The organism is Corynebacterium sp. HMSC071F07, assembly GCF_001810285.1.
GTDB lineage: Bacteria > Actinomycetota > Actinomycetes > Mycobacteriales > Mycobacteriaceae > Corynebacterium > Corynebacterium simulans.
In genome coordinates this window covers 110,126-133,573 of record NZ_KV800708.1, presented here as the reverse complement: position 1 = coordinate 133,573, position 23,448 = coordinate 110,126, and the positions used below count along the sequence as shown (strand labels likewise).

The following is a 23,448-nucleotide window of genomic DNA, read 5'->3' as shown; positions in this document are numbered from 1 at the left end:
TTTTGGGTTAGCGGAAAATCTTGTTGCGAAGACATGGCCGCCCATTGTACTAGCCCTGCCAGCGGTCCCGGTTCGCCTGCTCGCGGGTGACCTTCTCGTCATCGCCAAAGTCATACTCGTCGATGAGGCCGCGGCGAGCCTGCGAAGCACGCTTACGCTCAGCGGCGGAAACACGCTCGGTGCCGCCGAGGCGACCGTCGAACCCGCGGCCGGCATCCGTGGCACGGCCGCCAGTCATCGGCTCCCACTCGAAGGTGATGCCACCGATGGTCACCGGGCAGCCCTCAACAGCACCCTGCTTGAACAACTCATCTTCCACACCGGCCTTGGCCAAGCGGTCAGCGAGGTAGCCGATGGCTTCATCATTTTCGAAGTCGGTTTGCACAATCCAGCGCTCGATCTTGTCACCCTCCACCACGAAGGCGCCGGCAAGCTCGGGATCAGGGCGCACGGTGAAGTCAGCGTGGGAGCCGGACTTACGCTCGCCACGTGGGCGGATGATGGTGTGATTCTTATCCGCCTTGACCTTCGGCTGTGTGCGGCGGTGTTCCTTGACCATCTCAAGCAGCTTGTACTTGAGCGGATCGAGGCCCTTGCGTGCCACCGCAGAAATGATGAAGACGGGCCAACCGTACTTCTCCTCCAGCTCTGGTTTGACGAACTCGGCCAGTTCTTTCGCCTCCCGAATATCCGCCTTGTTCAAGATAATGATGCGTGGGCGCTGCCGCAGATCACCCAAGCCGGTGTCCTGGTCCAGCAGTTCTTGGTACTTTGCGAGTTCCTCCTCGAGCGCCTCAATATCGGAAAGCGGGTCGCGGCCCGGCTCCAAGGAGGCAACGTCAACGACGTGTGCGAGCACCGCAGTACGTTCGATGTGGCGCAGGAAGTCCAATCCGAGGCCCTTGCCGTCAGCAGCGCCGGGGATAAGACCTGGAACATCGGCCATGGTGAAAGACTCAAAGCCCATGTCCACCACGCCGAGGTTCGGCTGCAGGGTGGTAAACGGATAATCACCAATCTTTGGCTTGGCCGCAGAAAGCACGGAAATTAGGGAAGACTTGCCGGCCGATGGGAAACCGACGAGGCCGACATCTGCCATGGATTTAAGCTCCAACACCAGATCGCGGGCCTCGCCCGGCTCGCCTTGAAGCGCAAAGCCTGGTGCCTTGCGGGCAGCAGAGGCTAGGGCTGCGTTGCCAAGGCCACCGAAACCGCCTTCCGCGGCGACGAAGCGGGTGCCAGGAACCGTGAGGTCCGCCAGCATCTCGCCGTCCTCGGAGTAGACCACAGTGCCGGCTGGGACCTCGAGGATGAGATCCTCGCCGCGGGCGCCATTGCGCCAGTCACCAGCGCCGTTGTTACCTCGGCCGGACTTCAGGTGCGGACGGTAGTGGAAGTCCATCAAGGTATGCACCTGGGTGGAAACCTCTAGCAGGATGTCTCCTCCGTGGCCGCCATTGCCGCCGTCTGGACCGCCCAGCGGCTTAAACTTTTCACGGTGCACCGAAGAGCAGCCGTGGCCTCCGTCGCCGGCCTGCAGGTGAAGAACGACGCGGTCAATAAAACGTGCCATGAAGTTGGTTTCCTCGCACTAACGCTAAGTAGCTGTTTTCTTAATCTGAGCTGCTCATACTACCATCGGCGGCCGCCTGCTTCCTAGCCTGACGTTCCTCGCGGGCTTGCTTACGTCGGCGGCGACGCCATTCCAGATAGATGATGATAAGCAAAGAGATGGCGATGATGCTAAGCGCGGCAATCATCCACCACGACAGCTTTGGATGCCAGCCCGAATCCTCATCTCCGCCCGCAATGTAGACGCGTTCGGCGTGCACGAGCAGACGATCCGTGTTGATGCCGTACGGGGTGCAGGTAATCAGCGTGATCTGATCTTTATCAGGCTCATAAGTCACCGCATCGTACTTATCGGGTTTGACCACCTCGCGGCCCACGACCTTGTAATGCAGCAACTCGCCCATCACCTCGATGGTGACGATTTCGCCATCCTTGAGCCGCGGCAAGTTATCGAACATGGAAGCATCCACCATGCCGGTGTGTGCGGAAATAACGGCATTGGTTCCCTTACCGCCCACCGGCAGAGAGGAACCAAACATGTGTCCCGCGCCGTCGTAAAGCACAGCAGGGGCAGTCGTATGCCGCACGGGAAGATCGACGTTAATTGCGGGAATGCGAAGTCGCGCAATCGCGCCCCCGGCCTCTGGGGCATTGAGCGTTTTCATGTAACGCTCAAAGCCCGGTGAAGAAGGATTCGGTGGGAAAGCATGATGACCTTGCTCCGCCAACCAATCGTTGTACTCATGTGCCTGCTGCACGTAGGCCTCTCGCTGGGCCGGCGGGGCGACGCGTTCGATAGCACGCCGATAATCCTCCGCCTGGCGCTGCAGCTGCCAATCGTTGTACTGCGTCGCCACGATTGGGTACAGCAGCACGAGGATGCCCAGGATAACCAGCCACAGCGAGCTTTTCTTCTTGCGTGACTGGTTCTTCTTCGACTTAGTCTTCGCCATCGGTTTCTTCGTCGTTGCGATTACGCAGGTACAAAGCCATACCAATTGCCAGCAGAATGAGGCCGATCAGCAGCGCCCACACCAGGGTCTGACGGCCGGTATCCGGCAGCAGGAAGCCGAGGCCTTCCTTCAGACGCAGAGCACCGTAGCTATCGTCGTCGGAGACGAGGATGTTATTGCCCAGCGCTGTCACAGTAACCTTGCCGCGGTAGTAGAAGTTATCCTTCGTCGACTCCGTGATCTTCACGTCGAAGCTGCAGGTGGTGGATGCCCCTACGGCGAGATCGCCTGGGGCACAAACCTCAGTAGGAATCGCGCCGCCTTCCGGAACCACGTACTCGGATCCATCAGCGGCTACCACAGTGCGGCCAGCCAACTCCGGCTCGGTGAGCTTAAGGTCAGTCAGCGGCAAGGCGCCGTTGTTTTCTACCGTGTAGTTGAAACGCATGGTGGTCGCGTCGTCGGGAAGCACCGCGGTATCGGCCACCTTGCCAGTCACCGCACTGATAGGTGCGCCATCAATCTTCTTGGTGATGTTGACCCCAGGGAAGGTATTGATACCGGTCAGTTCCCACTTGCTGCCCGAAGTGGACATATCGCTGGCCTTCGCTACCGGCAGGATATCGAAGGACCACTCGCCAGAAGTCACCGTGTGGGTAGTCGGATCGATGGAGTTATTCGCCTTCACATTACCCAGGCGCGGTCCGGTCTCACCCACAGAGACAACCGGAGACGCAGAACCTTCATTCATGACCTCGCCGATGGTGCAGTTCTGATCAACTTCGATGTCACTCAACGTATGCGACTGGCCAGACTTCAAAGTGAATGTCTCACCACAGCTCGAGGAGAACTCGAAGGTCCGCCCCTCTCCTGCCGCGCCGACAGATTGCTTAGTGAAGGTGACCTCAACGCTATCGCGCGGATGCATCGCCTCACCGGCGATGGTCAACACCGGAGCACCCGTCTCAGAGCGCAGCGCGCTATCCAGCCTAAAATCGTAGGTGTACTTCTTCATGTCACTGGTGACTTTGTCGAGTGGAATATCTGCAGGCTTTACATCCGGGTTATCGGCTGCGGCGCCCTCCTTCGTCCACGTCGCGAAAGTCATGTACGGAGAACGCGTGCCCGCGGTCACTTCTAGCTGCACGCGCTCGCGCAGGGCCGAGGAACCACTTGCATCCAAGGTGCAGTCATAGCCCACCGGCAGGTTCACAACCTTGCCACCCGAAGGTGCACTGGCGTCAGCCACCGTCGCACTCGAGTTAGCTCTATTGACGTCGAAGCTCAACGTTTGGCTATCAAAGCCCGGAGCAGTACAGCTGACCTTATAGTCATAGCTATTGTTGCTCAGACCACCGAGGTAGCCATCCTGCAGCGCCGCGAAGGACACGGGGACGGTGCGGCGCGTGTAGGTGTTGGTGAAGTCATAGGAAACCGCCGGTTGGCCCTCTTCACCGACGCGCTTGTCGACCTCACGTGGGTCCTGCTTCCACTCCAAAGCTTCTGGTGTGGCAGAAGGAGCGAGCTCCGTGAAGGTACACCACGCACCGGAAGGAACCTCAACCTCGTCCGAGGTGAAGGTCAACGTGCCATCCGGGAAGGCATTGGTATCGCCCGCATTCAAACTGGTAGGCAGCCCCACGTTAGAGATGGAATAACCCACGCCCTGGCACTGGTAGTCGAAGCGGAACTCTGGGTTGGCCTCGCGCAGCACCTGAAGGTCGTCCGCATTGGCGACGATCTTCTTACTCATCTTGATGGGCGACTTCACGAATTCATAGAAGTTGACCAGTTCGACCTTGTTGCCCAGGCCTCCATCGGAGATGTCGTCCTCAATCATGAACTTCTGCGAGGTGGTCTCACCATCTGCGAGATCGGTATCCGTGTAGGTCATGCCCTCGTCGCGCTGCAGACGCCACTCCACCTTGCTTGGACGCATGTGCGTTTCCAGTTCCGTGCCATCCGGCGCGGTCTGAGTCAAGTTGAGCTGACCGAACTTGTCACCGGTCAGTTCGCATTCCGCGCCGACCGGGATATCAGCAAAACTGGTAGAGCCAGGTCCCTGAATGGTGCTGTTGACCGGGAAAGTTCCCAGCTTGCCCGAACCATCGATAGGCCCTTCTGGGTCACGGCAGACCAATGCAAAGTTGTGGGTATAGAACTGGTCTTTCCAGTTTGCGCCATAGGCTGCCTGGACGTCGACTGGCGTGTTAGCAACCTTGTCCAGGTTCACCTCTGCCAGCTGACGGGTATAGGTATTGACCAACTTCACGTCTTGGTTGCCTCTGACGTCGAAGTTCAGGGAGCGATCGCCTGAAGCGTCCCCGACTTTTACTTCCTGGGTGAAAGTGATGCCCTCGGCAGCAGTGGTCTCACCTTCTGCCGCAACGCACTCGGAACCGTCCGGAATGTTATCAAAGCTCAAGGACTGGCTAGCCGCATCATCAGATTGCGGGGAGCTGACCTTACCGGAGACAGTGATGACGCTGCCGCCACCGGGTGGCGTGCACTTCATCGTGAAATCGAATTGACGGTTGTACTTGACGTCCTTGCGGGCCTGGGAGAAGTAAGCCTCATTGGCAAAGTCGACCTGCTTGGTCACAGCCACGGTGACATCTTGGTAGTCGTAGGTGTGGGTTACCTGTGCAATGGTGGAATCGCCGACGATGAACTCACCAGAAACGATGCGAGCTTCGTCGTTGAAGGTCTGAGACTCGCCATCGACTGAAATGTTGGAATCACGGTCGATGGCGTAGCCATTGCGTTTGCCGTCTTCACGGTTGCTGTCGGATTCGACCAATTGGCACGTGCTTCCCGACGTCACGACGGTGGCTGGCACGGTCTCCTTCGGGTTATCGGGCCCCAGGGTGATAGTGGCGTACTGGCCTAGGTCCAAGGGGCTGCCGTCGTCGGCGGTACAGGTCAATTCGTAGTCGACGTCGCGGAAGAACTCGTCGACGCCTGCCTCAGACTGGGTAATGGTGATGCCCTTACCGGCGGGTTCGAAGGTATTGGTCAGGCTAACGGATTCAGAGTCAGAATCGACTGTAAAAGTCTGCTCCTTGGCGTCGGTTGACCACAGAACGCCGTTGCCAGTCGAAGGAGTGGTTTCAGAGAACGTACATTCATTGCCATAGGGCACGCCCATCGCACCGTCGCGGTCATTAACCAGCCCCGCAATCGTGGGATCGGAGACCTCGGCGACGAGACGTTCGGTCTGCCCATCGGCTAAACGGACAGTACCAGTGAGGTCGACAGGAACATAGCTATCGCTCGTCGTCTCTACCGTGCGGGTACCACAGCGGAAGGAAAGCTCGTAGTCAGCAGGCAGGTTAGCGCCGTTGACGGAATTGTTAACGAGCTTGGTCAAATCGACCGTGCCCGTTTTATTGAAGTAGTGGTTCGACACAGAAACGCGGTTCTGGTTGGTATCCCTGGATTTGTTCACGGTCAAAACCGGGGTGGTCTTTGCTTCCTCATTGTTGAGGGTGGTCACCACGTCAGAAGAATTGGACGCGGAGACCGTGGTGCGGTCAAGCGTGACGTTCTGCTGCGAGGGGCTACCGGATTCGTAGACGTAGCAGTCTGCACCGACGCGCACGCCCTCGATCTTGACCGGATTGGCGGTGTCAGTGGTGATGTTCATGTCGCCTTCGAGGTTGTAGGCGGCATCGTTTGGGTCGGTGCAGCGATAGTGCACCGGGAAGGTGGTACCCGCGTCCAACAAGCTGCTGCCTGGTCCACGCAACTGCTTGATCACACGGACGTCGCGGGTCTTGTAAGAGTAGTGCGCCTCGATACGAATATCGGACACAGTCGGGGTTCCACCTTGCGGATAATCCTTCAGGCGGATGGTGTAGGTGCCATCGGAGTTGGCTTGAATTTGCTGGCCATCAACCCAGACATCGCGGCCGTCGAAGCTAATGCGCTCGGCCTCGGAATCGGAAAGGCCAGACAGTGGCTTGAGCACGCAATCGCGCTCGACTGGGACATTGTTAAAGCTCGTATCGCCGGCGATTTCATCCCCAGTGCCCGTGGCCTGGATCGTGGATTGCTGACTGTAATTGGTGGTCAAACAACGTAGCGAGAAAGAATAATCGCGCGGGCTGCCGAGCTCGTTGACGGGTTCGCCGGTGATGGTCTTTGAGATGTTGACGGTGCCGGGACGGTAGTCATAGTTGTTGTTTGCCTCGATGTCATTCGAGTGATCGGCGGCGTTGACACCGGATTTCAGGGTGACAGTACCAACGGGCACGGCGTCGGTGTTCTGGGAGGTGCCGTTGCCCTTCCAGGTCAGGGTCAGTTCCTTACCTGGACGGGCAGGCGGAGCACCATCAGCAAACTTCTCCGTCAAGGTACAAGTCGCGCCGGCTGGCAGACCTTCAACGGTGTAATCATCACCAGCGGCGAGATCACGAGAATCCTCCAGCTTCATCGTGGGGTAAGCATCGGAGTAGCCGGCCGGGGCGGCGCAGCGGTAGCCCAAGTTGAACTTGCGCGACTGCACCTCGTCGAAGCCGGCCGCGGTACCGGTGACCGTCTTTCGTAGGGTCAGCGAGGAGAATTGGTACTTTGGCTTCCACGTGACGGTACAGGACATGGGAACCGAGTACTTGTTTTGGTAGACCACCTCGGAGGTACCTGCCGCGGCATTGTTGTTGAGCTGGAATCCCGAGGGCACGGAGCCTTCTTTGATGGTGTAATCCGTGGTACCGAGGGTGCAACGCCACGTCGGCGTATAGCGGGCCAGCGCCTTGCTCTTTTCCGTGCCGGTGGCAGCAGACTTGAACACCATGGAATCGGCAGCGACGTTGCCGTTCACATCGGGGGACATGCGGCGCAGCGCCTGGGTGTAGGTGTTCGCGCCTTGCCACGGAACCTTGGTGTCGGTGCTGCCATAGCGGGTGGCCATGGAGAAATCGAACTTGGTCTCTTGACCCGTGATGGTCTTTTCCATCGTGGTATCCGGCTGGACGACGTCGCCGGTCATGCGGCCCATGTTGAGGGCTAGTGCAACGCCTTGGAAGTTGTTGCGAGTAAAGAAGCCGACGTCGAGGCTCGTCAGGCCATCGCCGCCCACGATGTAAGAGCCGGCCTTGCCGGTGTTGATGGAGAATTCCTTGCACACGAAGTCTTTCGGCGTGTTATCGCCGCGATTGTAGTAATCCTCGATGCCGGGGCCGAAGACGTTGCTGGAATTGTTATTGGGATCGCACGCGGAGCGATAACCGCTCGGAGTGAAACGCTTGTACGGAAAAATGGTCTGCCCCGTCTCGGGGGCATCGATGGTCAAGTTTTCCGTAAATAATGACCAACCACGAGTGTCCTGTGCATCGACGATTGAGGTGCGGTAATTGCTCACGTATTGGCCGGTGAACTTATCCTTGACCTTGATGTTGCGAAAGCGCAGGGTGGCCTGCTGCGATGCGGCCGTAATTCCGGTGCCTATACCCCACACCACGCTCGGCTGGATGGCCTCCTGACCAGAACGCGGGACAAAGTAGTCGGTGTCGTTTACATTGCGGCCAAAGACGCCGTCACCCACCGGACCGGAATACGTCTGCAGCTTGGAAGGATCAGTGTTTAGGTCGTAGCCGCGTTCGTCTTTTGTCTCGTACATGACGTCGAAAGTCAGCTCGTAGCGGCCGAGATCCTTCTTCACGGGCTTCGGGTAGGTGGTGACCGAGTTATTGAGATCCGACATGTCGATCCAGCACAGCTGGTCCGCATAGTTGGCGGCCTCACCGGTGCCACTGCGGAAACCGCACTGCTTGTACGTCGCCTCGTTCGTGGCCCAGCCCTTGCTGGTCTGTGCCTCGGCTTCGGGCGTCACCAAGTTATTCAGCGGCGAAGAGGGCGCGACGACTAGCATTAGCGTCACGAACGCCACCAATAATGCGGCGAAAAGGCGCCGAGTCTTGGTGTTAACCGTCATAAATGCTCCTGCGGAAAAGATTGTGTGTGAGGAATGAAATAGGTTGGCCGGGCGTACCCTCATACGCGACCATCTCCTTCATCGTCATCGTCATCCTCGTCGCGCCTGCGAACGAGAATAAAGCCCAGCACCAATGCGGTAATCGCAGCGAGCACGATGCCGATCACGCTGGCGCCGGTGCTTGCGAGGTTGTCGGCAATCTTGCCGGCAATACGCTTTGCTTGCTCGCCGACGCCGTTACCCTTGCTGTCATTGCCAGCATCGTCGACTACCCCACTGCTCGGAGAATCGGGATGCCCATGAGACTCGGAACCCGGCCGGATTTTTCCATCGCTATCGTCATCGTTGTCATCAACCGGATGATCTTTGCCTACAACGACGACTTCCGCTGGAGTGGACTGGATAGTGGCAGGCTGATCGCCACGGCACTGTTCAGCCGCAGCAAGAACAACGCGCTCAGTTACTCGACGGCCGTTAGCATCGGAATACGCCAAGGTCGAAACACTAGGACTTAGGTGTGGTAGGCAGTAGCCGTCGGGGCTAAAGCGCGCAATGTTGGTGATGACATCGCCAACAGCTGCAGAAGAGCGCACTTCTGCTTCCAAGTGAATTTCCACACGGGTCTCCGGATTGCCGAGCCGTGCCTTCGCCAGAATGTCTAGACCAGACTGTTCCATCACGATCTCAACTGAGTTACCGTCAAGGGTTGTGCGAAAATCACGCCCGTCCTCCAAAGTTCGCGAGCCATTGAGGTTGCTCACGGTAATGGACTTTAGACGCCGAAACGCAAGACGCGGATCCAGCTCATCGAGAACCACGAACTGGTGGAGCTTTCCTTGGGCGTCGCAAGGCGGCAGCGACGTCCTGATGCGATAGTCCAACACAGCTCCGACCTTGACTGATCGGGCGTCCACTGATTTATCGACAATCACCGGCTGCGCTTTGGCACTGATTTCAGCCTGCACGTCATTCTTTACGGGGACGAGGAAAGGGCTTGCCACATCCTCGTAGGAATTGTCGGTACGTTGGGGCCGCTCGGTTACTTGGTACACGCCTTCTGACAGGCCTGTAAACTTTGCAGTACCGGTCTCATCAGTAGTTGCAACAATCTCAGGCCCGAGCTCCATGCCAGGCTTCGAAGTCAACAAGGCAGGATTATCCTGAACCATCTGCCCGAGTTCTTCTGGGCTTGCCAAGGGCAGCCCAAGAAGCTGACGGACGACGAATACAGCACCAACGTTGGAGTTGATTCCTTTGGGGTCAGCACTCTTGTGAACTGACAAACTACCAGTGCTTGCCGAATGCGCTGGCGCCGGCGAGACAGCGACGATCAAGGCACACGCAAAGAACAGGCCAACGGCCAAGCGCATCCATGCCTCACATCGCCCTCTGGTAGTCACGTTAGGATTCCTCTAATTCTTCTTCTTTTTTCTTTCGCTTACGCCCTGCCAGGAACCACCACAGCAGGTAAAGCAGAACGAACAACACGATGATGATCGCTGCAATCATCCACGGCTGCCATAGCGAGTGATAGCTCTGGTCAAGCTCAGCGGGTAGCTCGGTACGCTCGCCGCGGACCAGCAAGCGATGGCTGTTGATGCCGTACGGAGTACACGTCACCAAGGTCAGTAAGTCGCGGCCTTCTTCGGCACGTAAGGCCTCCACTTGATCGGGAAGAACCGTCTCAATCTGGTCCACCTTGTAGACCATGGTCTTACCCATGACCTCGACCGTGAAGACATCCCCCACTTTGATGTGGGTGAGGTTGTCGAACATGGTCAGGGTGGCAAGGCCGGTGTGACCGGTAAGAACCGCGTGGTTTCCTTCCCCACCAACGGGAAGCGCCGTGCCGTAGAGGTGGCCCACGCCATGCGCGAGAACATCAGTCGACGTTCCGTGATAGACGGGCAAGTCGATGCCCACTGATGGAACGCGAACACGCGCCATTGCACCAATCTGGTGCAGCGTGTCGAGGTAGCGCTGGTAATCCGGTGAGGAGGTATCAACTCCATTGACCCATGGGTCGGGAGCGCCCACCTCTGGCAGCTGGGCGTTATAAGCCTGCGCCTCGGCGAAAGCTGCCTCGCGCTCTCGCTCGGGCAGCTTGTCGACGCCGCGCGAATAGTTCTCCGCGATGCGGTGCTGCTCCACATTTTTGTAGTGGGTCAGCACCACGGGGCTGAGAAACACGAGCATCGCCAAGACGAGGTAGATAACCCCGCGTGGATTACGCCTGCGCTTTCCCTTCACATGGCCTCCTTAGGCCTGCGCGCGGTTGTCCTTGTAAGAGGTGTAAAGACCGCGAGCCAGCAGGAGCAAGCCGACGAGGAATACCAACAGGATTCCCCATGCACCGGTTGCCGGCAGCTGGTTGATGATGTTGTTCTTCTGGTTCTCAACGCTGACTGCCAGGGTGCGTGCGTTAACGTCGATGGTCACGTGCTGCGGCTCTGGGTTGCGGACGTAGCCTTCCGGCGCCTTGGTTTCCAGCACGCAATAGTCATTGTTGGTGGTGCCGGTGTTTGCAGCGAAGGACTTGATCGGCACGCCGTAGCCCTGTGCCTTGGAGGACTTGTTGTCACCGCCGGAGGTGGTGAGCTTGGTGGACGGGCTACCGTCCTGGGCGGTAGCAACGGTCAATGCTTCACCCAGCAGCTCGTACTTGGTGGAGTCCTGGTCGGAGACCTTGCACTGGTACAGCTCGAACTCCGCACCTGCTAGCGGGTCAGTGCCGTTGGTGGAGGTCTTGGTGATGGTCAGGTTACCGAAGGTGGTCGAGGTGGGGTTATCTTCGGTGACATCCGGAGTGCTCGGGTCATCGCCGTTGGTATCAACGGTGGCGTTGTTCGGCAGCTCGATGGTTGCCTTGTTGGTGATCTGGCCAGTATCAGCCGGAATGGATTTGATGGTGGCATTAAAGCCGGCCACAACCTTCAGGGTTGGGTCGGACTTACGAGCTTCCTGCAGCTTGGTGCGGCCGTCCTGGGTAAATTCAATACGCAGGGTGTTGTTATCGGTATTGACCGTGTAATCAGTGCCCTTCGTCAAAGTTGGAGCTGCAGCGCCCTGTGCCTCGACGGTGATGCCGTCAGCCTTGAGCGAGAGGTTTTGATTCAGCGGGTCAACGATGTTGAAGCGGTTCAACTCACCAGCCGGAACCGGGGCATTGATGGTGTAGTGCAGATCAGAACCGATGGTGGCGTTGGTGTCATCGACCTGCTTGGAAGGGTTAACCTGCTGGTTCTTCGGGCTCACCGTCTGGGTATAAGACCACTTACCATCCTCCGAGTGCGGCAGCGCTACCAGGAACGGAGCGGCAGCGGTGTAGTTACCGCTCTGCACCTCTGTGATCTTGTAGAGACCGACCTTGAATGCCGGAGTATTAGCAGTGGTCATTGAAGCGGTGCCCTGATCGTTGGTCTCAATGGTGCCCACTTCAGTGACATCGGTGGCAGTTGCAGCGGTGAGATTAGCAGCGGCTACCCAACCTTCCTGGGTGGTCAGGTCTACGTTGTTGACCTTCTCCACTTTGAAAGTGATGCCGCCGAGGGCGGTGGTGTTATCGAGTGAGCCAGGGTCACCCAGACGCTTGTTGATGACGAGCTCGATTTCGTGGTTTGCATCAACGAGGTCGGCATCGGCCGCAGCCCCCGGGGTCGCCTCAGCGCCGGCCTCGGAGGTGGTCTGTGCAAGTGCGGGAGCGGCAAATCCAGCGCCCGCGACGGAAACGGTGCTTGCAGCAATAACCGCTGCCAAGCGCATAGAGAACTTAGACATAGGGAATCCTATTCCCCCATCAAACTGGGGCATCGAGGGCGTTAATATTGGCGCCCGCTGAATATTTAGCAGTCCGATCTTAACAAATTGCCAGCAGCCCCTCAACTTATGAAATCATCTTCACCCACACCATTCGGTCACAAAACCACATTGTCGCCACACATAACACCGTGAATCTCGGCCCTGTTACCCCCGTTTTAGCCCTTTTCCCACCCACACGGTGAACATAAGAGGAGAATTAATACATCGGATCTTTTCTTATTTGATTAATATTTTTCTGTAAGGCTGGACAATTGTCCTAAAAAAGAGGGCGTAAATACAAAAACGAAAAAGGTCTGACTCCAAAAATCGGAATCAGACCTTTTTACGTTATTAACTAGGCAGAAGCCTCAACTGCAGCCTGCTCAGCCGGAACGATGTTCACGATGCGGCGGTTGCGCTTGATAGCGAACTCAACAGCGCCTGCCTCGAGTGCGAACAGGGTATCGTCGCCGCCGCGACCAACGTTCTCACCTGGGTGGAACTTGGTGCCGCGCTGACGCACGATGATCTCGCCGGCCTTAACCTGCTGACCACCGAAGCGCTTGACGCCGAGACGCTTGGACTCAGAGTCGCGACCGTTGCTGGAGCTGGAAGCACCCTTCTTGTGTGCCATGTGGTTTTCCCTCCTTCAGGGATTTCTCGAGCCGGTTAAGGCTTACTTGATACCGGTTACCTTCAGAACGGTCAGCGGCTGACGGTGGCCCTGACGCTTCTTGTAGCCAGTCTTGTTCTTGTACTTCAAGATGTCGATCTTCGGGCCCTTGCCCTGCTCGACGATCTCAGCAGAGACGGAGACCTTCTCCAGGTCAGCAGCCTTAGCCTTAACGGTTGCGCCATCGACGAGCAGAACCGGGGTGAGAGCTACGGACGTACCCGGCTCACCCTCGATCTTCTCGACCTTGACGAGGTCACCTTCAGCAACCTTGTACTGCTTTCCGCCGGTCTTGACGATCGCGTACATAGAGGGTTACCCCTTATCTAAACTTGGCTCAGAAGCGGCAGGGTGAGCCACTTCTGAATGGACAATTACTTATTGCGTTTATCCCTGGCGCTATGTGTGGCGCCCGCGCAAAACAACGACTCGGCCGATGCAGCGCATTCATGGTCTAAACAGCGACTGTCAAAGACTACCCCGTCACGGGCAGAAAATACAAACTGCGTATTTTCTCTCCTGCGTGGCGAAGGCTTACTTTGCGCTGCGCCGTGCTACGCGACGCCGTCCGCGCCCACTGCTGCCCTTGCCAGAAGCACTCCCCTTTTCCCGCTCAGCCTGGCGATTTTCGCTCTGCTTAGCCGGATTTTCCTGAGTGTTTTCTGCTGCTGGCTGCACGGACTTACGAGCCACCGCCTTGCGAACCGCCCGCTTGCGGCCACGGCGAATGACCTTGGTTTTGGTAGCTGCAGGCTCTGCTGCTTCTTCTGCCTCGGGCTCTACCACGGGGTTATTCTTTGGTTTGGCAGCACTCTGGCGAACAACGCGGCGACGACCACGCACTCGCTTTAGCTCAGCCTTCGGCTTGCTCTCCACCGTTTTCTCGGCGGGCGCTTCCTTTTCAGCCGGCGCTAGGAAGTCCTGTGGCTGCGGGCGGTGGTCGGAACGCGAGTTGCCACGAGTGCGGCGCTTGCGACGCGGCGAAGCTTCGAACTCTGCAACGGCTTCCTCGTAGGTCTGCTGCTTCGGAGCATTCGAACGCACGCTACGACGACGGCCGCGTCCGCTCTTGCGTTTATCATGGCGTGGCTGCTCTTCTTCGTCGGCAACGTACGAGCTGAACTCTGCGACGTCGTCAAGCTCTGCGGCGTTTTCTGCAGCAGCGTAACCGATACTTGCGATGTCTTCTGCAGAAGTACCAGCTTCCTGAGGCTTCCTTCCCTCCCGCTGGACGCGGCGATTGCGACGGTTGCGGCGCTTCTTATTGCCCTTCTGCTCGTCCTGCTCCTCCTCGCCCACGACGATGCCAGCTACGAGTTCCTCGATGGAGGTCTTCTTTTCCCCCTGTTGCTCTTGGTCCTGCTCATCCTCGTGGCGGTGCATGGCAACGGCAGCCGGATGCTGCTGCGGATCATGTTCGGGGTGACGGCGTTCGCGACGCTGGCGGCGTCCCTTGTGCTCGTGACTGCCGTGAGTATCCTGCTCTTCTTCCACTGGGTACTCGTGGATGATGATGCCGCGGCCATGGCAGGTCTCGCACTCGGTGGAGAAAGTCTCCACCAAGCCGGTGCCCAGGCGCTTACGGGTCATCTGCACCAGCCCCAGCGAAGTGACCTCAGAGACCTGGTGGCGCGTGCGGTCACGACCCAAGGCCTCCTTGAGGCGGCGCAGAACCAGCTCCTGGTTCTCCGGCAGAACCATGTCGATGAAGTCCACGACAATCATGCCGCCCAAATCACGCAGACGCATTTGGCGCACGATTTCCTCGGCAGCCTCAAGATTGTTACGGGTGACCGTCTCCTCCAGGTTGCCGCCGGAACCGGTGAACTTGCCGGTGTTGACGTCAATCACGGTCATGGCCTCGGTGCGGTCAATGACCAAGGTGCCGCCAGAAGGCAGCCATACCTTACGGCTGAGCGCCTTATGCAGCTGCTCATCGATGCGGTAGGTGACAAAGGCGTCTTCCCCGCCGTTGCTGCGTGCGTCGTACTTCTCCACGCGGTCAGCGAGATCGGGCGCCATGGACTCGACATAGGCGCTGACGGTGTTGAAGGAACGCTTGCCGTCAACGATGAGCTTGGTGAAGTCCTCGTTGAAAAGGTCTCGGACGACCTTAACCAGAAGATCCGGCTCTTCATACATGGTCACCGGCTTGGCACCCTTGGTGGACTTCTCGTGCTCAGCGCGGCGAGTGATGTCCTCCCACAGGTCATGGAGGCGATTGACGTCGGTGGAAATGGCCTCTTCGGAGACGTTCTCGGCTGCGGTGCGGATGATTGCGCCGCCGTCGCCAGGCACAACGCGCTCCAAAATGGATTTCAAGCGCTTGCGCTCCGGAACAGGCAGCTTGCGGGAAATACCCGCGCTGCGGCCACCTGGGACATAAACCAGGTAACGGCCGGCCAGGGAAATCTGGGTGGTCAGACGCGCGCCCTTGTGACCGATTGGGTCCTTAGCCACCTGGACCAGAACCTGGTCACCAGACTTGAGCGCATTTTCAATCTTGCGTCCGCGGCCGCCCAGACCAGCAGAACGCCAATCCACTTCACCGGCATAAAGCACGCCATTGCGGCCCTGTCCGATGTCGATGAAGGCAGCCTCCATCGAAGGCAGGACGTTTTGCACGCGGCCCAAGTAGATATTGCCGATGAGCGAGGCCTGGGCCTCAGTGGTGACGAAGTGCTCTACAAGGAGATCGTCTTCGAGGACGCCAACCTGCGTGATGATGCCAGCGCCATCGGCGCGCTCCTTGTCGCGCACGACCATGGTGCGCTCGACGGATTCCCGACGCGCCAGGAACTCCGCCTGGGAGACGATGTGCTGACGCTCTCGGCCCTTCTCACGCAGCTCGGCACGACGACGGCGCTGCGCTTCGATGCGAGTGGAACCCTTGATTGCTTTAGGCTCTTCGATCGTCTCGGTCTCGTGCTCATGCCCCTGTGCCCCACGGCCACGGGACGTACCACGGCTACCGCGTCGGCGACCACCGCTGCGAGCTTCCTCGGAGGTCTCCTCCGTCTCACGCGGCTGCGGCTTTTCCAGCTTCGGCGCTATGAAGATGGGAGCGAAGTCGTAGACCTCTGGCTCGTCCTGCGGCATCGGCGTAACGACGGGTGCATACTCGTCTTCGTCGAATTCATCGCCGGCTTCTACTAGCGCCTCATGCAGCTTCTCGACGTCGACGGTGCCCGTGTCCGCATGCTCAGCTTCTTCTGGCTGCGCAGTGTCTTCGACGGTCTCAGCGGTTTCGGCGAGCTCGGCCTCGATCTTTCCTCGATCTGGGAAATCTCGTTGGCGACGTTCTTGCGCACGCGGTCGCGCAGCTTGGCATCGTCCTGCTCGTCTTTGATCTCAGCGGGCTGGGCGACGGCCTTCTTCTTTTTAGCCTTCTTGTTTTCTTGCTTGTTTTCTTGGGCCTCGCCATCGCCCGCCTTGGCGATGATGGCATCGAGGACTTGGCCTACCTCTTCCCGCGTGAGGGAGGATTGCGCGGCCTTTTTCAGGCCCAGCTCGGCGTATTCAGCAACGAGCTCTTTGGAGCTAAGCCCCAGCTGCTTTGCCACCGTATACAGGCGGGTCTTTTCTGCAAAAGCTTCGCGGTCAATCTTTGCGGCGAAAGCTGCTGCAGCAGCATATGAGTTTTCAGTTTTCGTATTCTTTGCAGTCTTCGTAGTCTTCTTAGTCGCCATCTGGTGACCTTCTCCTGACAAAATCAGCGGCACAATCCCCGGGCGCAGGCAACATAATCAGCACCTTTTGACTGACACAGGCTTTCTGCAGCCACACGAGGGGGCCGGAATGTATGGTGCGGTATGAAATTTTCTGCTTCCCATTGTGTCACAGGACGTCGGCAAGCTGTGCTTTAGCCAAACCAAGCCCCACGAGATATAAGCCACCTATGGCAAGATGTCGGACATGGAAGCGCCTGAGGAGAAAAAAGAACTCGCAATTCCTGAGCACGCACCGCGCACGGTGGCACAGGCTCGGGCCCGTAACGAGATTTCGATGCGCGATATTTTTATCGGCTCGATTCCGCTTTCCCTCGCGTTTGCTTTATCCAATCCAGATCTGGGGCACTATTCAGGCCAGTACGTGGTGGTGGGCATTTGCATCGTGCTTAGTGTGCTGGCGGGCATCAACATTCTGCGCAAAAAGCCCAAGATGATTCAGGCCGTGCGCGAGGAGTATAAGTCGGGCGACTACTCCTCCTTGGCCTATATCGGCCCCTTCCTGCCGGTGGTGGGTGCGCCAATTCTGTGGCTGGCCGATGACTTCGGCCTCGTCCCAGATGCCACTATCTCACCCATCGTGCTAACTGTCTGCAAGGCTATCTACATGGTGCCAGCGTTCACGCTTGGCGGTTGGGCCTCGTTTACTGGCCCATACCGCACTGGGCGGCGGCGCATTCGTAAGACGCTGGAGCATTCTTCGATCGAGGGAATCACCGAGACGACCTTGCAGGCTGTAACCGACTACGCCGATATTGTCTCCGCGCTGGTGGCAGCCGGTGCTGTGGAAGGCAATATCGTGAGCGTCAAGCAGTTGGGTTACATCACCGGGCAGGAGGAAGGCCTCGAAAAACGCGTGCTGGAGCTGGAAAAGACCGGCGTGGTGAAGCTGCGCGGTGTGCGCCATTCCGATAACACTCGCACCTGGGATGTCACGCTGACCGAGTTGGGTGTGCGGAGCATGCATGAGGCGCGGAGGCGTTAGCTGAGGGCTGCTGGGGCTTGGGCCGCACATTTTGCCAAATAGTGCGCTGAAACGGGGTGGTTTTGGCGGCATATTTGGCAAATTGCGCAGGCGCGGTGCAGATACGGCGCCAAAGCGGTGCAGATACGGCGCCAGCGAAGGAGAAGGGGCACCAAGCATGAAGAAAGCCCGCACTCGCCAAGCGAATGCGGGCTAAAAAGCTAGATGCTTTTACAGGTTCGGGAACCAGATGGAGATCTCGCGCTCAGCGGACTCTGGGGAGTCAGAGCCGTGAACAACGTTCTCGCCGACGGTCAGAGCGAAGTCGCCGCGGATGGTGCCCGGGGTGGCCTTGGAAACTGGGTCGGTGCCGCCGGCCAGCTGGCGCCATGCCTCGATAGCGCGCTCGCCCTCAACAACGCCAGCAACCAGCGGTGCGGAGGTGATGAACTCAACGAGGTCACCGAAGAATGGCTTGTCCTCGTGCTCTGCGTAGTGCTTCTTAGCGGTAGCCTCGTCTGCAACGCGCAGATCCATAGCAACCAGCTTCAGGCCCTTGCGCTCAATGCGGGTGATGATTTCACCGACGTGGCCGTTCTTAACGCCGTCTGGCTTGATGAGAATGAGTGTACGTTCAGTCATGGCTGCCATAGTACTAAAGCTATTCCGCCGCGTCTCGCGCTAGGGGCGAGTTATTTGGTTCAGCCCGCGCACGATTTTCTCCGCGTGGTTGTAATCGGTCCCCTTAAACCACAGCTGCACCTGTTTCACGGCGGTGCCGAACTGGCCGTTTTCCAACAGTCGGTTAAGTTCGGCTCGCTGCTCTTCTGAAAGATCTGTCTCACTAACGGGAGTTGCGGGGCGCGCCGATTGCCACAGGCCGAGCGCCAGGAACGCGGCGGCAGCAAGCAGCGCAACCAGCGGCATCCAAGGCTGCCCGGTCATTGCACGCAGCAGCAAGGCCGCAATGCAGCCCAGTGCCGCGAGGAAAAAGTAGAGATAGCGCATGCCTGCAAAGTCTACGTGGCTATTGGCGCGGCTGCGAGGCGTTTAGGTGCTGGGTGGTGAGGTATCCGCGCTTCATGCGCTCGACGATGATGCCGCGCATGTAAGAAGCCATAAGCCACAGCAGGCCAAAGATGATGAAGATGGCCGCGATGGACCAGTGGATCATAAAGCCCAAGATGATAGCGAGCACGTGCAGCGCAATCATGGCGTTGACAATCCACGGCTTGTTCATGAACGCGAAGCTAACGAGCAGCAACACAGCCAGGCCAATCACTACGGAGTAGTTAAACGGGGTCCACAGCGTGCCGTCGTAAAGCTTGTACAAAAGTGGCAGCGCCAGCACGAGGGTGAGCAGCTCCATGGTCAGAGAGCTGGCCACCACCATCCCGCCAAACTGCTTGAGCGGGTCTTTGACCGGTGCCTTGCCGAGACCGAGCGGACTGATTTCAGATTCCGGCACCTCGTTGCGGTTGGTGCGGCGGGACTGACTCATGCGGGATCCTTTCCAAACATCGCGCGGGCGTCGCCGGCAGTGACGACGGAACCCGTGATGACGATACCCGAGCCGGACTGAACTTCCGCATCCTCCGCAAGCTCCACTGCTTGCGCGTAGGCACCGGGCAGATCAGGCTCCACGTAGACGCGCTCTTCGCCGAAGATGTCGCGGGCGAGCTCTGCCAGCTCGTAGGCGTCGCGGGCGCGCGGAGAAGAGTTTTGCGTGATGACGACCTCAGTGAGATAAGGCTCGAGGGCCTCCAATATGCCAAGGGCATCTTTGTCTTCGAAGATGCTGATGACGCCAACGAGGCGCGCGAAGTCGAAGTCGCGGTCAAGGGCCGCGCCTAGGGCCTTCGCGCCGTGCGGGTTATGGCAGGCATCGACGAAGGTCGTGGGGCTGGTGCGCACGCGTTCCAGACGGCCGGGAGAGATGGCCTGTGCAAAGCCGTTGCGCACGGTGGCCGCATCGAGCGGCTTGCCTGCCGACGCCCCGAAGAAGGCCTCGACCGCAGCCAGCGCCACGCCGGCGTTTTTAGCCTGGTGCTCGCCGTGCAGCGGCAGGAACACGTCCTCGTAGAGGCCGCCCAAGCCCTGAATGTTCAGCTGCTGGCCGCCGACCGCGATGCGAGACTCCAGCACCGCGAACTCGCTGCCGGAGCGCGCCACGCCCGCGCCGACCTCGACGGTGCGCTGCAGGATGACGGACATCGCCTCCGGCTCCTGCTCCGCGATAATGGCGATGTTCTCGCGCGGGGCAAGGACGTCATCATCGTCGTGCTCGCGCGCCTTGATGATGCCGGCCTTCTCCCCCGCGATCTCGGCGAGGGTATCGCCCAGGTAGTCGGTGTGGTCGAGGCCCACCGGCATGATGACGGAGACCTCGGCGTTGACCACGTTGGTGGCATCCCAGGTGCCGCCGAGGCCGACCTCGACCACGGCGACGTCGACTGGCGCGTCGGCGAAGGCCGCATAAGAGATGGCCACCAGCACCTCGAACTTGGACATCGGAATGTCCGAGCGCGCGTCGACCATCTCGACATAAGGCTTGATTTCGCCCCAAATGCGCACGAAATCACGCGGGTGAATCGGGCGGCCATCGATGCCGATGCGCTCGGTGACCAGCTGCAGGTGCGGGCTCGTCACCAATCCGACGCGGCGGTGGAAGGCGCGCAGCAAGGAGTCGATCATGCGGGAAGTCGAAGACTTGCCATTCGTGCCCGCGACGTGGATGACCTGGAAGGACTTCTCCGGGTTACCCAGCAAATCCATCAACGCCTGGATGCGTTCCAGGCTCGGAGCGATCTGGGTTTCGGGCGCGCGGGCGTTGAGCTCGGCGTCGACAAGCGCTAGCGCTTCCAGTTCCTCCGGGCTGACCTCGATGGGAGCGGCTTCCTCGTACTCGTCTTCCGCGCCCATGCCGAGGTTGAGCTGCAGGCCGGACTCCGTGATCTCCACGGGTCCGCCCTCAGTGCCCTCCTGCAGAGCGTCGACGAGTTCGTATTCCTCGCGATCTTCTCGCTTGCTCACTACTTAAGTGCCTCCAAGCGTGCAGTGATGCGGTCGACTTCTTCCTGTGCCACCTGCTGGCGGGTGCGGATCTTCTCCACGACCTCCTCCGGAGCCTTGGCTAGGAAGGACTCATTAGCCAGCTTCTTGCCGGTCTGCTCGAGCTCCTTGTTGGCCTTGGCCAGATCCTTTTCCAGGCGCTTGCGCTCTGCCTCGACGTCGACTGCGCCGGAGGTATCGAGGGCGACCTCGACGGTGCCCTGGGAAAGGCGAACCTCGATGGAAGCAGAGGCGGTAAAGCCCTCTTCCGGCACGGTGGTATTAGCCAGGTTGCGCACCAGGTTCTCCTGACCTGCAAGGTCCACCGAGGCGAAGTCCAGGCGGCCTGGAACCTTCTGCGAAGGCTTAACGCCCTGGTCAGAGCGGAAGCGGCGCAGCTCGGTGATGAGCTTGTCGGCGTCCGCGATACGGCGAGCGGCAACCTCGTCGGTGGCCATGCCGCCGTTGGTATCGGCCGCGGTTGGCCACGGGGCAATCACGATTGACTCGCCGCCCGTTAGTGCCTTCCACAGGACCTCGGTGACAAAAGGCATGGTTGGGTGCAAAAGGCGCAGGACGACGTCGAGGACGCGGCCCAGGACGATCTGAGTGTTGCGTCCGGTCAGCCGCTCCGCGTCTGACGTATCTGCCGAATCGACGTCGCGCGGAATCTGGGACTTGGCAATCTCCAGGTACCAGTCACACAGCTCATCCCAGATGTAGTGGTAGAGCAGCTCGTTGGCCTTGGAGAACTGGTAGTCATCCAGGTAAGCGTCGAACTTGACGCGGACCTCTTCGGCGCGGTCCAGGATCCAACGGTCGGCGTCGGTTAGCTCCTCGCGTGCCGGCAGCTCCGCCACGCCAGCGCCGTTCATGAGCGCGAACTTGGTGGCGTTGAAAAGCTTGGTGGCGAAGTTACGGGAAGCCGCAGCAGCGTCGGAGCCCAGCGGCAGGTCGACGCCCGGGTTTGCGCCACGCGCCAGGGTAAAGCGCAGGGCATCCGCGCCGTAGTCGCGGACCCAGTCCATCGGGTCGATGCCGTTACCCAGGGACTTCGACATCTTGCGGCCCTGCTCATCGCGAACCAAGCCGTGCAGGTAAATATCGTGGAAAGGAATCTGCGGGCGGCCATCGCGCTCCGCGGAAGAACCGGCGTTAAGCAGCTCTGGGGTCTGGACGCCAGCGAAGGTGCCGAACATCATCATGCGGGCAACCCAGAAGAACAGGATGTCGTAGGCAGTGACCAGCACGTTGGTTGGGTAGAACTTCTCTAGGTCCGGAGTCTTTTCCGGCCAGCCCAGCGTGGAAAATGGCCACAGCGCGGAGGAGAACCAGGTATCCAGAACGTCTGGATCCTGCTCGTAGCCTGCCGGCGGCTCCTCGTCAGGGCCGACGCAGACGATATCGCGGGTGGTGTTGCCCTCGGCGTCGGTGGTCTCCGGGCCGTACCAGATCGGGATGCGGTGGCCCCACCACAGCTGACGGGAGATGCACCAGTCGTGCATGTCATCGACCCACTCGAAGTAACGCGGCTCGAGGGAGGGCGGGTGAATCTTGGTATCGCCCTCGCGCACGGCGTCGCCGGAGTACTTGGCCAGCTTTTCTACCGCCACGAACCACTGCAGGGAAAGGCGCGGCTCGACCGGCTCGCCGGAGCGCTCCGAGTGGCCCACGGAGTGGACATAAGGGCGGATTTCCTTGACGATGCGACCCTGTTCGCGCAGCGCCTCTCGGATCTCCACGCGTGCTTCCTCGCGAGTCAGGCCATCGAACTTGGTGCCGGTGTTCGCGATGTGACCGGTGGAGTCCATGATGGTCGGCATGTCCAGGTTGTGGCGCAGGCCCATCTGGTAGTCGTTCGGGTCGTGGGCCGGGGTGATCTTCACGGCGCCGGTGCCGAATTCCATGTCCACGTAATCATCAGCGATGACCTTGAGCTTCAGGTCGGAGCGGAAGGGGTGGGCAAACTCCTGCCCCACCAGGTCCTTGTAGCGCTCGTCGTCGGGGTGGACGGCAATCGCGACGTCGCCAAGCATGGTCTCCACGCGGGTGGTGGCCACGATGAGGTGTGGCTCGTCGTCGTTTAGCGAGCCGTAGCGGATGGACACGAGCTCGCCCTCGACGTCCTTGTAAACAACCTCGATGTCAGAGACCGCGGTCTCCAGCACCGGGGACCAGTTGACCAGGCGGTGGGCCTGGTAGATCATGCCGGCGTCGAAAAGCTGCTTAAAGATGGTCTGGACCGCGCGGGACAGGCCCTCGTCCAGGGTGAAGCGCTCGCGGGACCAGTCCACGGAGTCACCAATGGCACGCATCTGGTTCTGGATGGTGCCGCCATATTCTTCCTTCCACTCCCAGACCTTGGAGATGAACTCCTCGCGCTCATAATCCCAGCGCTTTTTGCCCTCGGTCTCCTTCAGCTTGGCCTCGACCTTGGTCTGGGTGGCGATGCCCGCGTGGTCGGCGCCCGGCAGCCACAGGGTGGCATAACCCTGCATGCGCTTGCGGCGAATGATGGAGTCGATGAGGGTGTGGTCTAGGGCGTGGCCCATGTGCAGCTGGCCGGTCACGTTGGGTGGCGGCAGCACGATGGAATAAGGCTCTGCCTCGCTGGCGGCATCCGGGGTGAAGTAGCCGGCTTCCACCCAGGACTCGTAGAGGTCCTTTTCTACCGTCTGCGGCTCCCAGGACTTCGGAAGCGCGTCAGCACGGTTAGCGCCTACTAGTTGCTCTTTATCTACAGCGTTGTTCTGCTCAGTCACCCGGACAAGTCT

General features: G+C 59.3%; 14 protein-coding genes and 1 pseudogene. 1 reads left to right on the top strand and 14 read right to left on the bottom strand.

Annotated elements, in window-relative coordinates; all coding sequences use genetic code 11:
* Window positions 1–49 precede the first annotated feature (49 nt).
* The 9 genes and pseudogenes from obgE to HMPREF2724_RS05655 form a co-directional block, all read right to left on the bottom strand.
* A complete protein-coding gene (obgE, locus tag HMPREF2724_RS05695; protein WP_070587555.1) occupies window positions 50–1,573 on the bottom strand; it encodes a GTPase ObgE in 1,524 nt (507 codons plus the stop codon).
* Between the two features lie 40 nt (window positions 1,574–1,613).
* Entirely contained in the window at window positions 1,614–2,525 is a 912-nt protein-coding gene (locus tag HMPREF2724_RS05690; RefSeq protein ID WP_070587552.1) for a class C sortase, read from the bottom strand.
* Window positions 2,512–8,460, bottom strand: coding sequence for a DUF5979 domain-containing protein (locus tag HMPREF2724_RS05685; protein WP_070433008.1), 5,949 nt, complete (start codon window positions 8,458–8,460; stop codon window positions 2,512–2,514). The genes HMPREF2724_RS05690 and HMPREF2724_RS05685 overlap by 14 nt, the downstream gene beginning before the upstream one ends.
* Before the next feature lie 59 nt (window positions 8,461–8,519).
* Window positions 8,520–9,860 (bottom strand): isopeptide-forming domain-containing fimbrial protein, encoded by a 1,341-nt coding sequence (locus tag HMPREF2724_RS05680; protein WP_141748340.1) that lies wholly within the window; start codon window positions 9,858–9,860, stop codon window positions 8,520–8,522.
* A gap of 1 nt (window position 9,861) precedes the next feature.
* Window positions 9,862–10,710: a class C sortase gene (locus HMPREF2724_RS05675; protein ID WP_083306097.1), complete on the bottom strand. Its 849-nt coding sequence runs from the start codon at window positions 10,708–10,710 to the stop codon at window positions 9,862–9,864.
* Window positions 10,711–10,719: 9 nt separating this feature from the next.
* Window positions 10,720–12,237, bottom strand: coding sequence for a SpaH/EbpB family LPXTG-anchored major pilin (locus HMPREF2724_RS05670; RefSeq protein ID WP_070587545.1), 1,518 nt, complete (start codon window positions 12,235–12,237; stop codon window positions 10,720–10,722).
* Window positions 12,238–12,613: 376 nt separating this feature from the next.
* The gene (rpmA, locus tag HMPREF2724_RS05665; RefSeq protein ID WP_005531747.1) at window positions 12,614–12,892 is read right to left on the bottom strand and encodes a 50S ribosomal protein L27; all 279 of its coding nucleotides are present in this window, start codon (window positions 12,890–12,892) and stop codon (window positions 12,614–12,616) included.
* 42 nt (window positions 12,893–12,934) lie between these two features.
* Window positions 12,935–13,240: a 50S ribosomal protein L21 gene (gene rplU / locus HMPREF2724_RS05660; RefSeq protein WP_061924117.1), complete on the bottom strand. Its 306-nt coding sequence runs from the start codon at window positions 13,238–13,240 to the stop codon at window positions 12,935–12,937.
* A 225-nt stretch (window positions 13,241–13,465) separates the two neighbouring features.
* Window positions 13,466–16,620: pseudogene (locus HMPREF2724_RS05655) on the bottom strand (translation initiation factor IF-2 N-terminal domain-containing protein).
* A gap of 226 nt (window positions 16,621–16,846) precedes the next feature.
* Between HMPREF2724_RS05655 and HMPREF2724_RS05650 the strand changes: the two are divergent.
* Window positions 16,847–17,644, top strand: coding sequence for a hypothetical protein (locus HMPREF2724_RS05650; RefSeq protein WP_062037827.1), 798 nt, complete (start codon window positions 16,847–16,849; stop codon window positions 17,642–17,644).
* A 210-nt stretch (window positions 17,645–17,854) separates the two neighbouring features.
* On the opposite strand, the gene ndk is transcribed toward HMPREF2724_RS05650, so the two are convergent.
* From ndk to HMPREF2724_RS05625, 5 genes are read right to left on the bottom strand one after another with little or no spacing between them, the layout of a single operon-like run.
* The gene (gene ndk / locus HMPREF2724_RS05645) at window positions 17,855–18,265 is read right to left on the bottom strand and encodes a nucleoside-diphosphate kinase (protein WP_061924281.1); all 411 of its coding nucleotides are present in this window, start codon (window positions 18,263–18,265) and stop codon (window positions 17,855–17,857) included.
* A 39-nt stretch (window positions 18,266–18,304) separates the two neighbouring features.
* On the bottom strand, window positions 18,305–18,631 hold the full coding sequence (locus HMPREF2724_RS05640) for a hypothetical protein (RefSeq protein WP_070455900.1): 327 nt from the start codon (window positions 18,629–18,631) through the stop codon (window positions 18,305–18,307).
* Between the two features lie 19 nt (window positions 18,632–18,650).
* The gene (locus HMPREF2724_RS05635; RefSeq protein ID WP_062037819.1) at window positions 18,651–19,124 is read right to left on the bottom strand and encodes a DUF4233 domain-containing protein; all 474 of its coding nucleotides are present in this window, start codon (window positions 19,122–19,124) and stop codon (window positions 18,651–18,653) included.
* Entirely contained in the window at window positions 19,121–20,656 is a 1,536-nt protein-coding gene (locus HMPREF2724_RS05630; protein WP_061924129.1) for a bifunctional tetrahydrofolate synthase/dihydrofolate synthase, read from the bottom strand. Before HMPREF2724_RS05630 ends, HMPREF2724_RS05635 begins: the two co-directional genes overlap by 4 nt.
* Entirely contained in the window at window positions 20,656–23,436 is a 2,781-nt protein-coding gene (locus HMPREF2724_RS05625) for a valine--tRNA ligase (protein WP_070587542.1), read from the bottom strand. The genes HMPREF2724_RS05630 and HMPREF2724_RS05625 overlap by 1 nt, the downstream gene beginning before the upstream one ends.
* Between the last annotated feature and the right edge of the window lie 12 nt (window positions 23,437–23,448).

Coding starts and splice junctions, on each gene's coding strand:
- obgE (WP_070587555.1), bottom strand. CDS start 1,573: ATGGCACGTTTTATTGACCGCGTCGTTCTTCACCTGCAGGCCGGCGAC.
- HMPREF2724_RS05690 (WP_070587552.1), bottom strand. CDS start 2,525: ATGGCGAAGACTAAGTCGAAGAAGAACCAGTCACGCAAGAAGAAAAGC.
- HMPREF2724_RS05685 (WP_070433008.1), bottom strand. CDS start 8,460: ATGACGGTTAACACCAAGACTCGGCGCCTTTTCGCCGCATTATTGGTG.
- HMPREF2724_RS05670 (WP_070587545.1), bottom strand. CDS start 12,237: ATGTCTAAGTTCTCTATGCGCTTGGCAGCGGTTATTGCTGCAAGCACC.
- rpmA (WP_005531747.1), bottom strand. CDS start 12,892: ATGGCACACAAGAAGGGTGCTTCCAGCTCCAGCAACGGTCGCGACTCT.
- rplU (WP_061924117.1), bottom strand. CDS start 13,240: ATGTACGCGATCGTCAAGACCGGCGGAAAGCAGTACAAGGTTGCTGAA.
- HMPREF2724_RS05650 (WP_062037827.1), top strand. CDS start 16,847: ATGGAAGCGCCTGAGGAGAAAAAAGAACTCGCAATTCCTGAGCACGCA.
- ndk (WP_061924281.1), bottom strand. CDS start 18,265: ATGACTGAACGTACACTCATTCTCATCAAGCCAGACGGCGTTAAGAAC.
- HMPREF2724_RS05640 (WP_070455900.1), bottom strand. CDS start 18,631: ATGCGCTATCTCTACTTTTTCCTCGCGGCACTGGGCTGCATTGCGGCC.
- HMPREF2724_RS05635 (WP_062037819.1), bottom strand. CDS start 19,124: ATGAGTCAGTCCCGCCGCACCAACCGCAACGAGGTGCCGGAATCTGAA.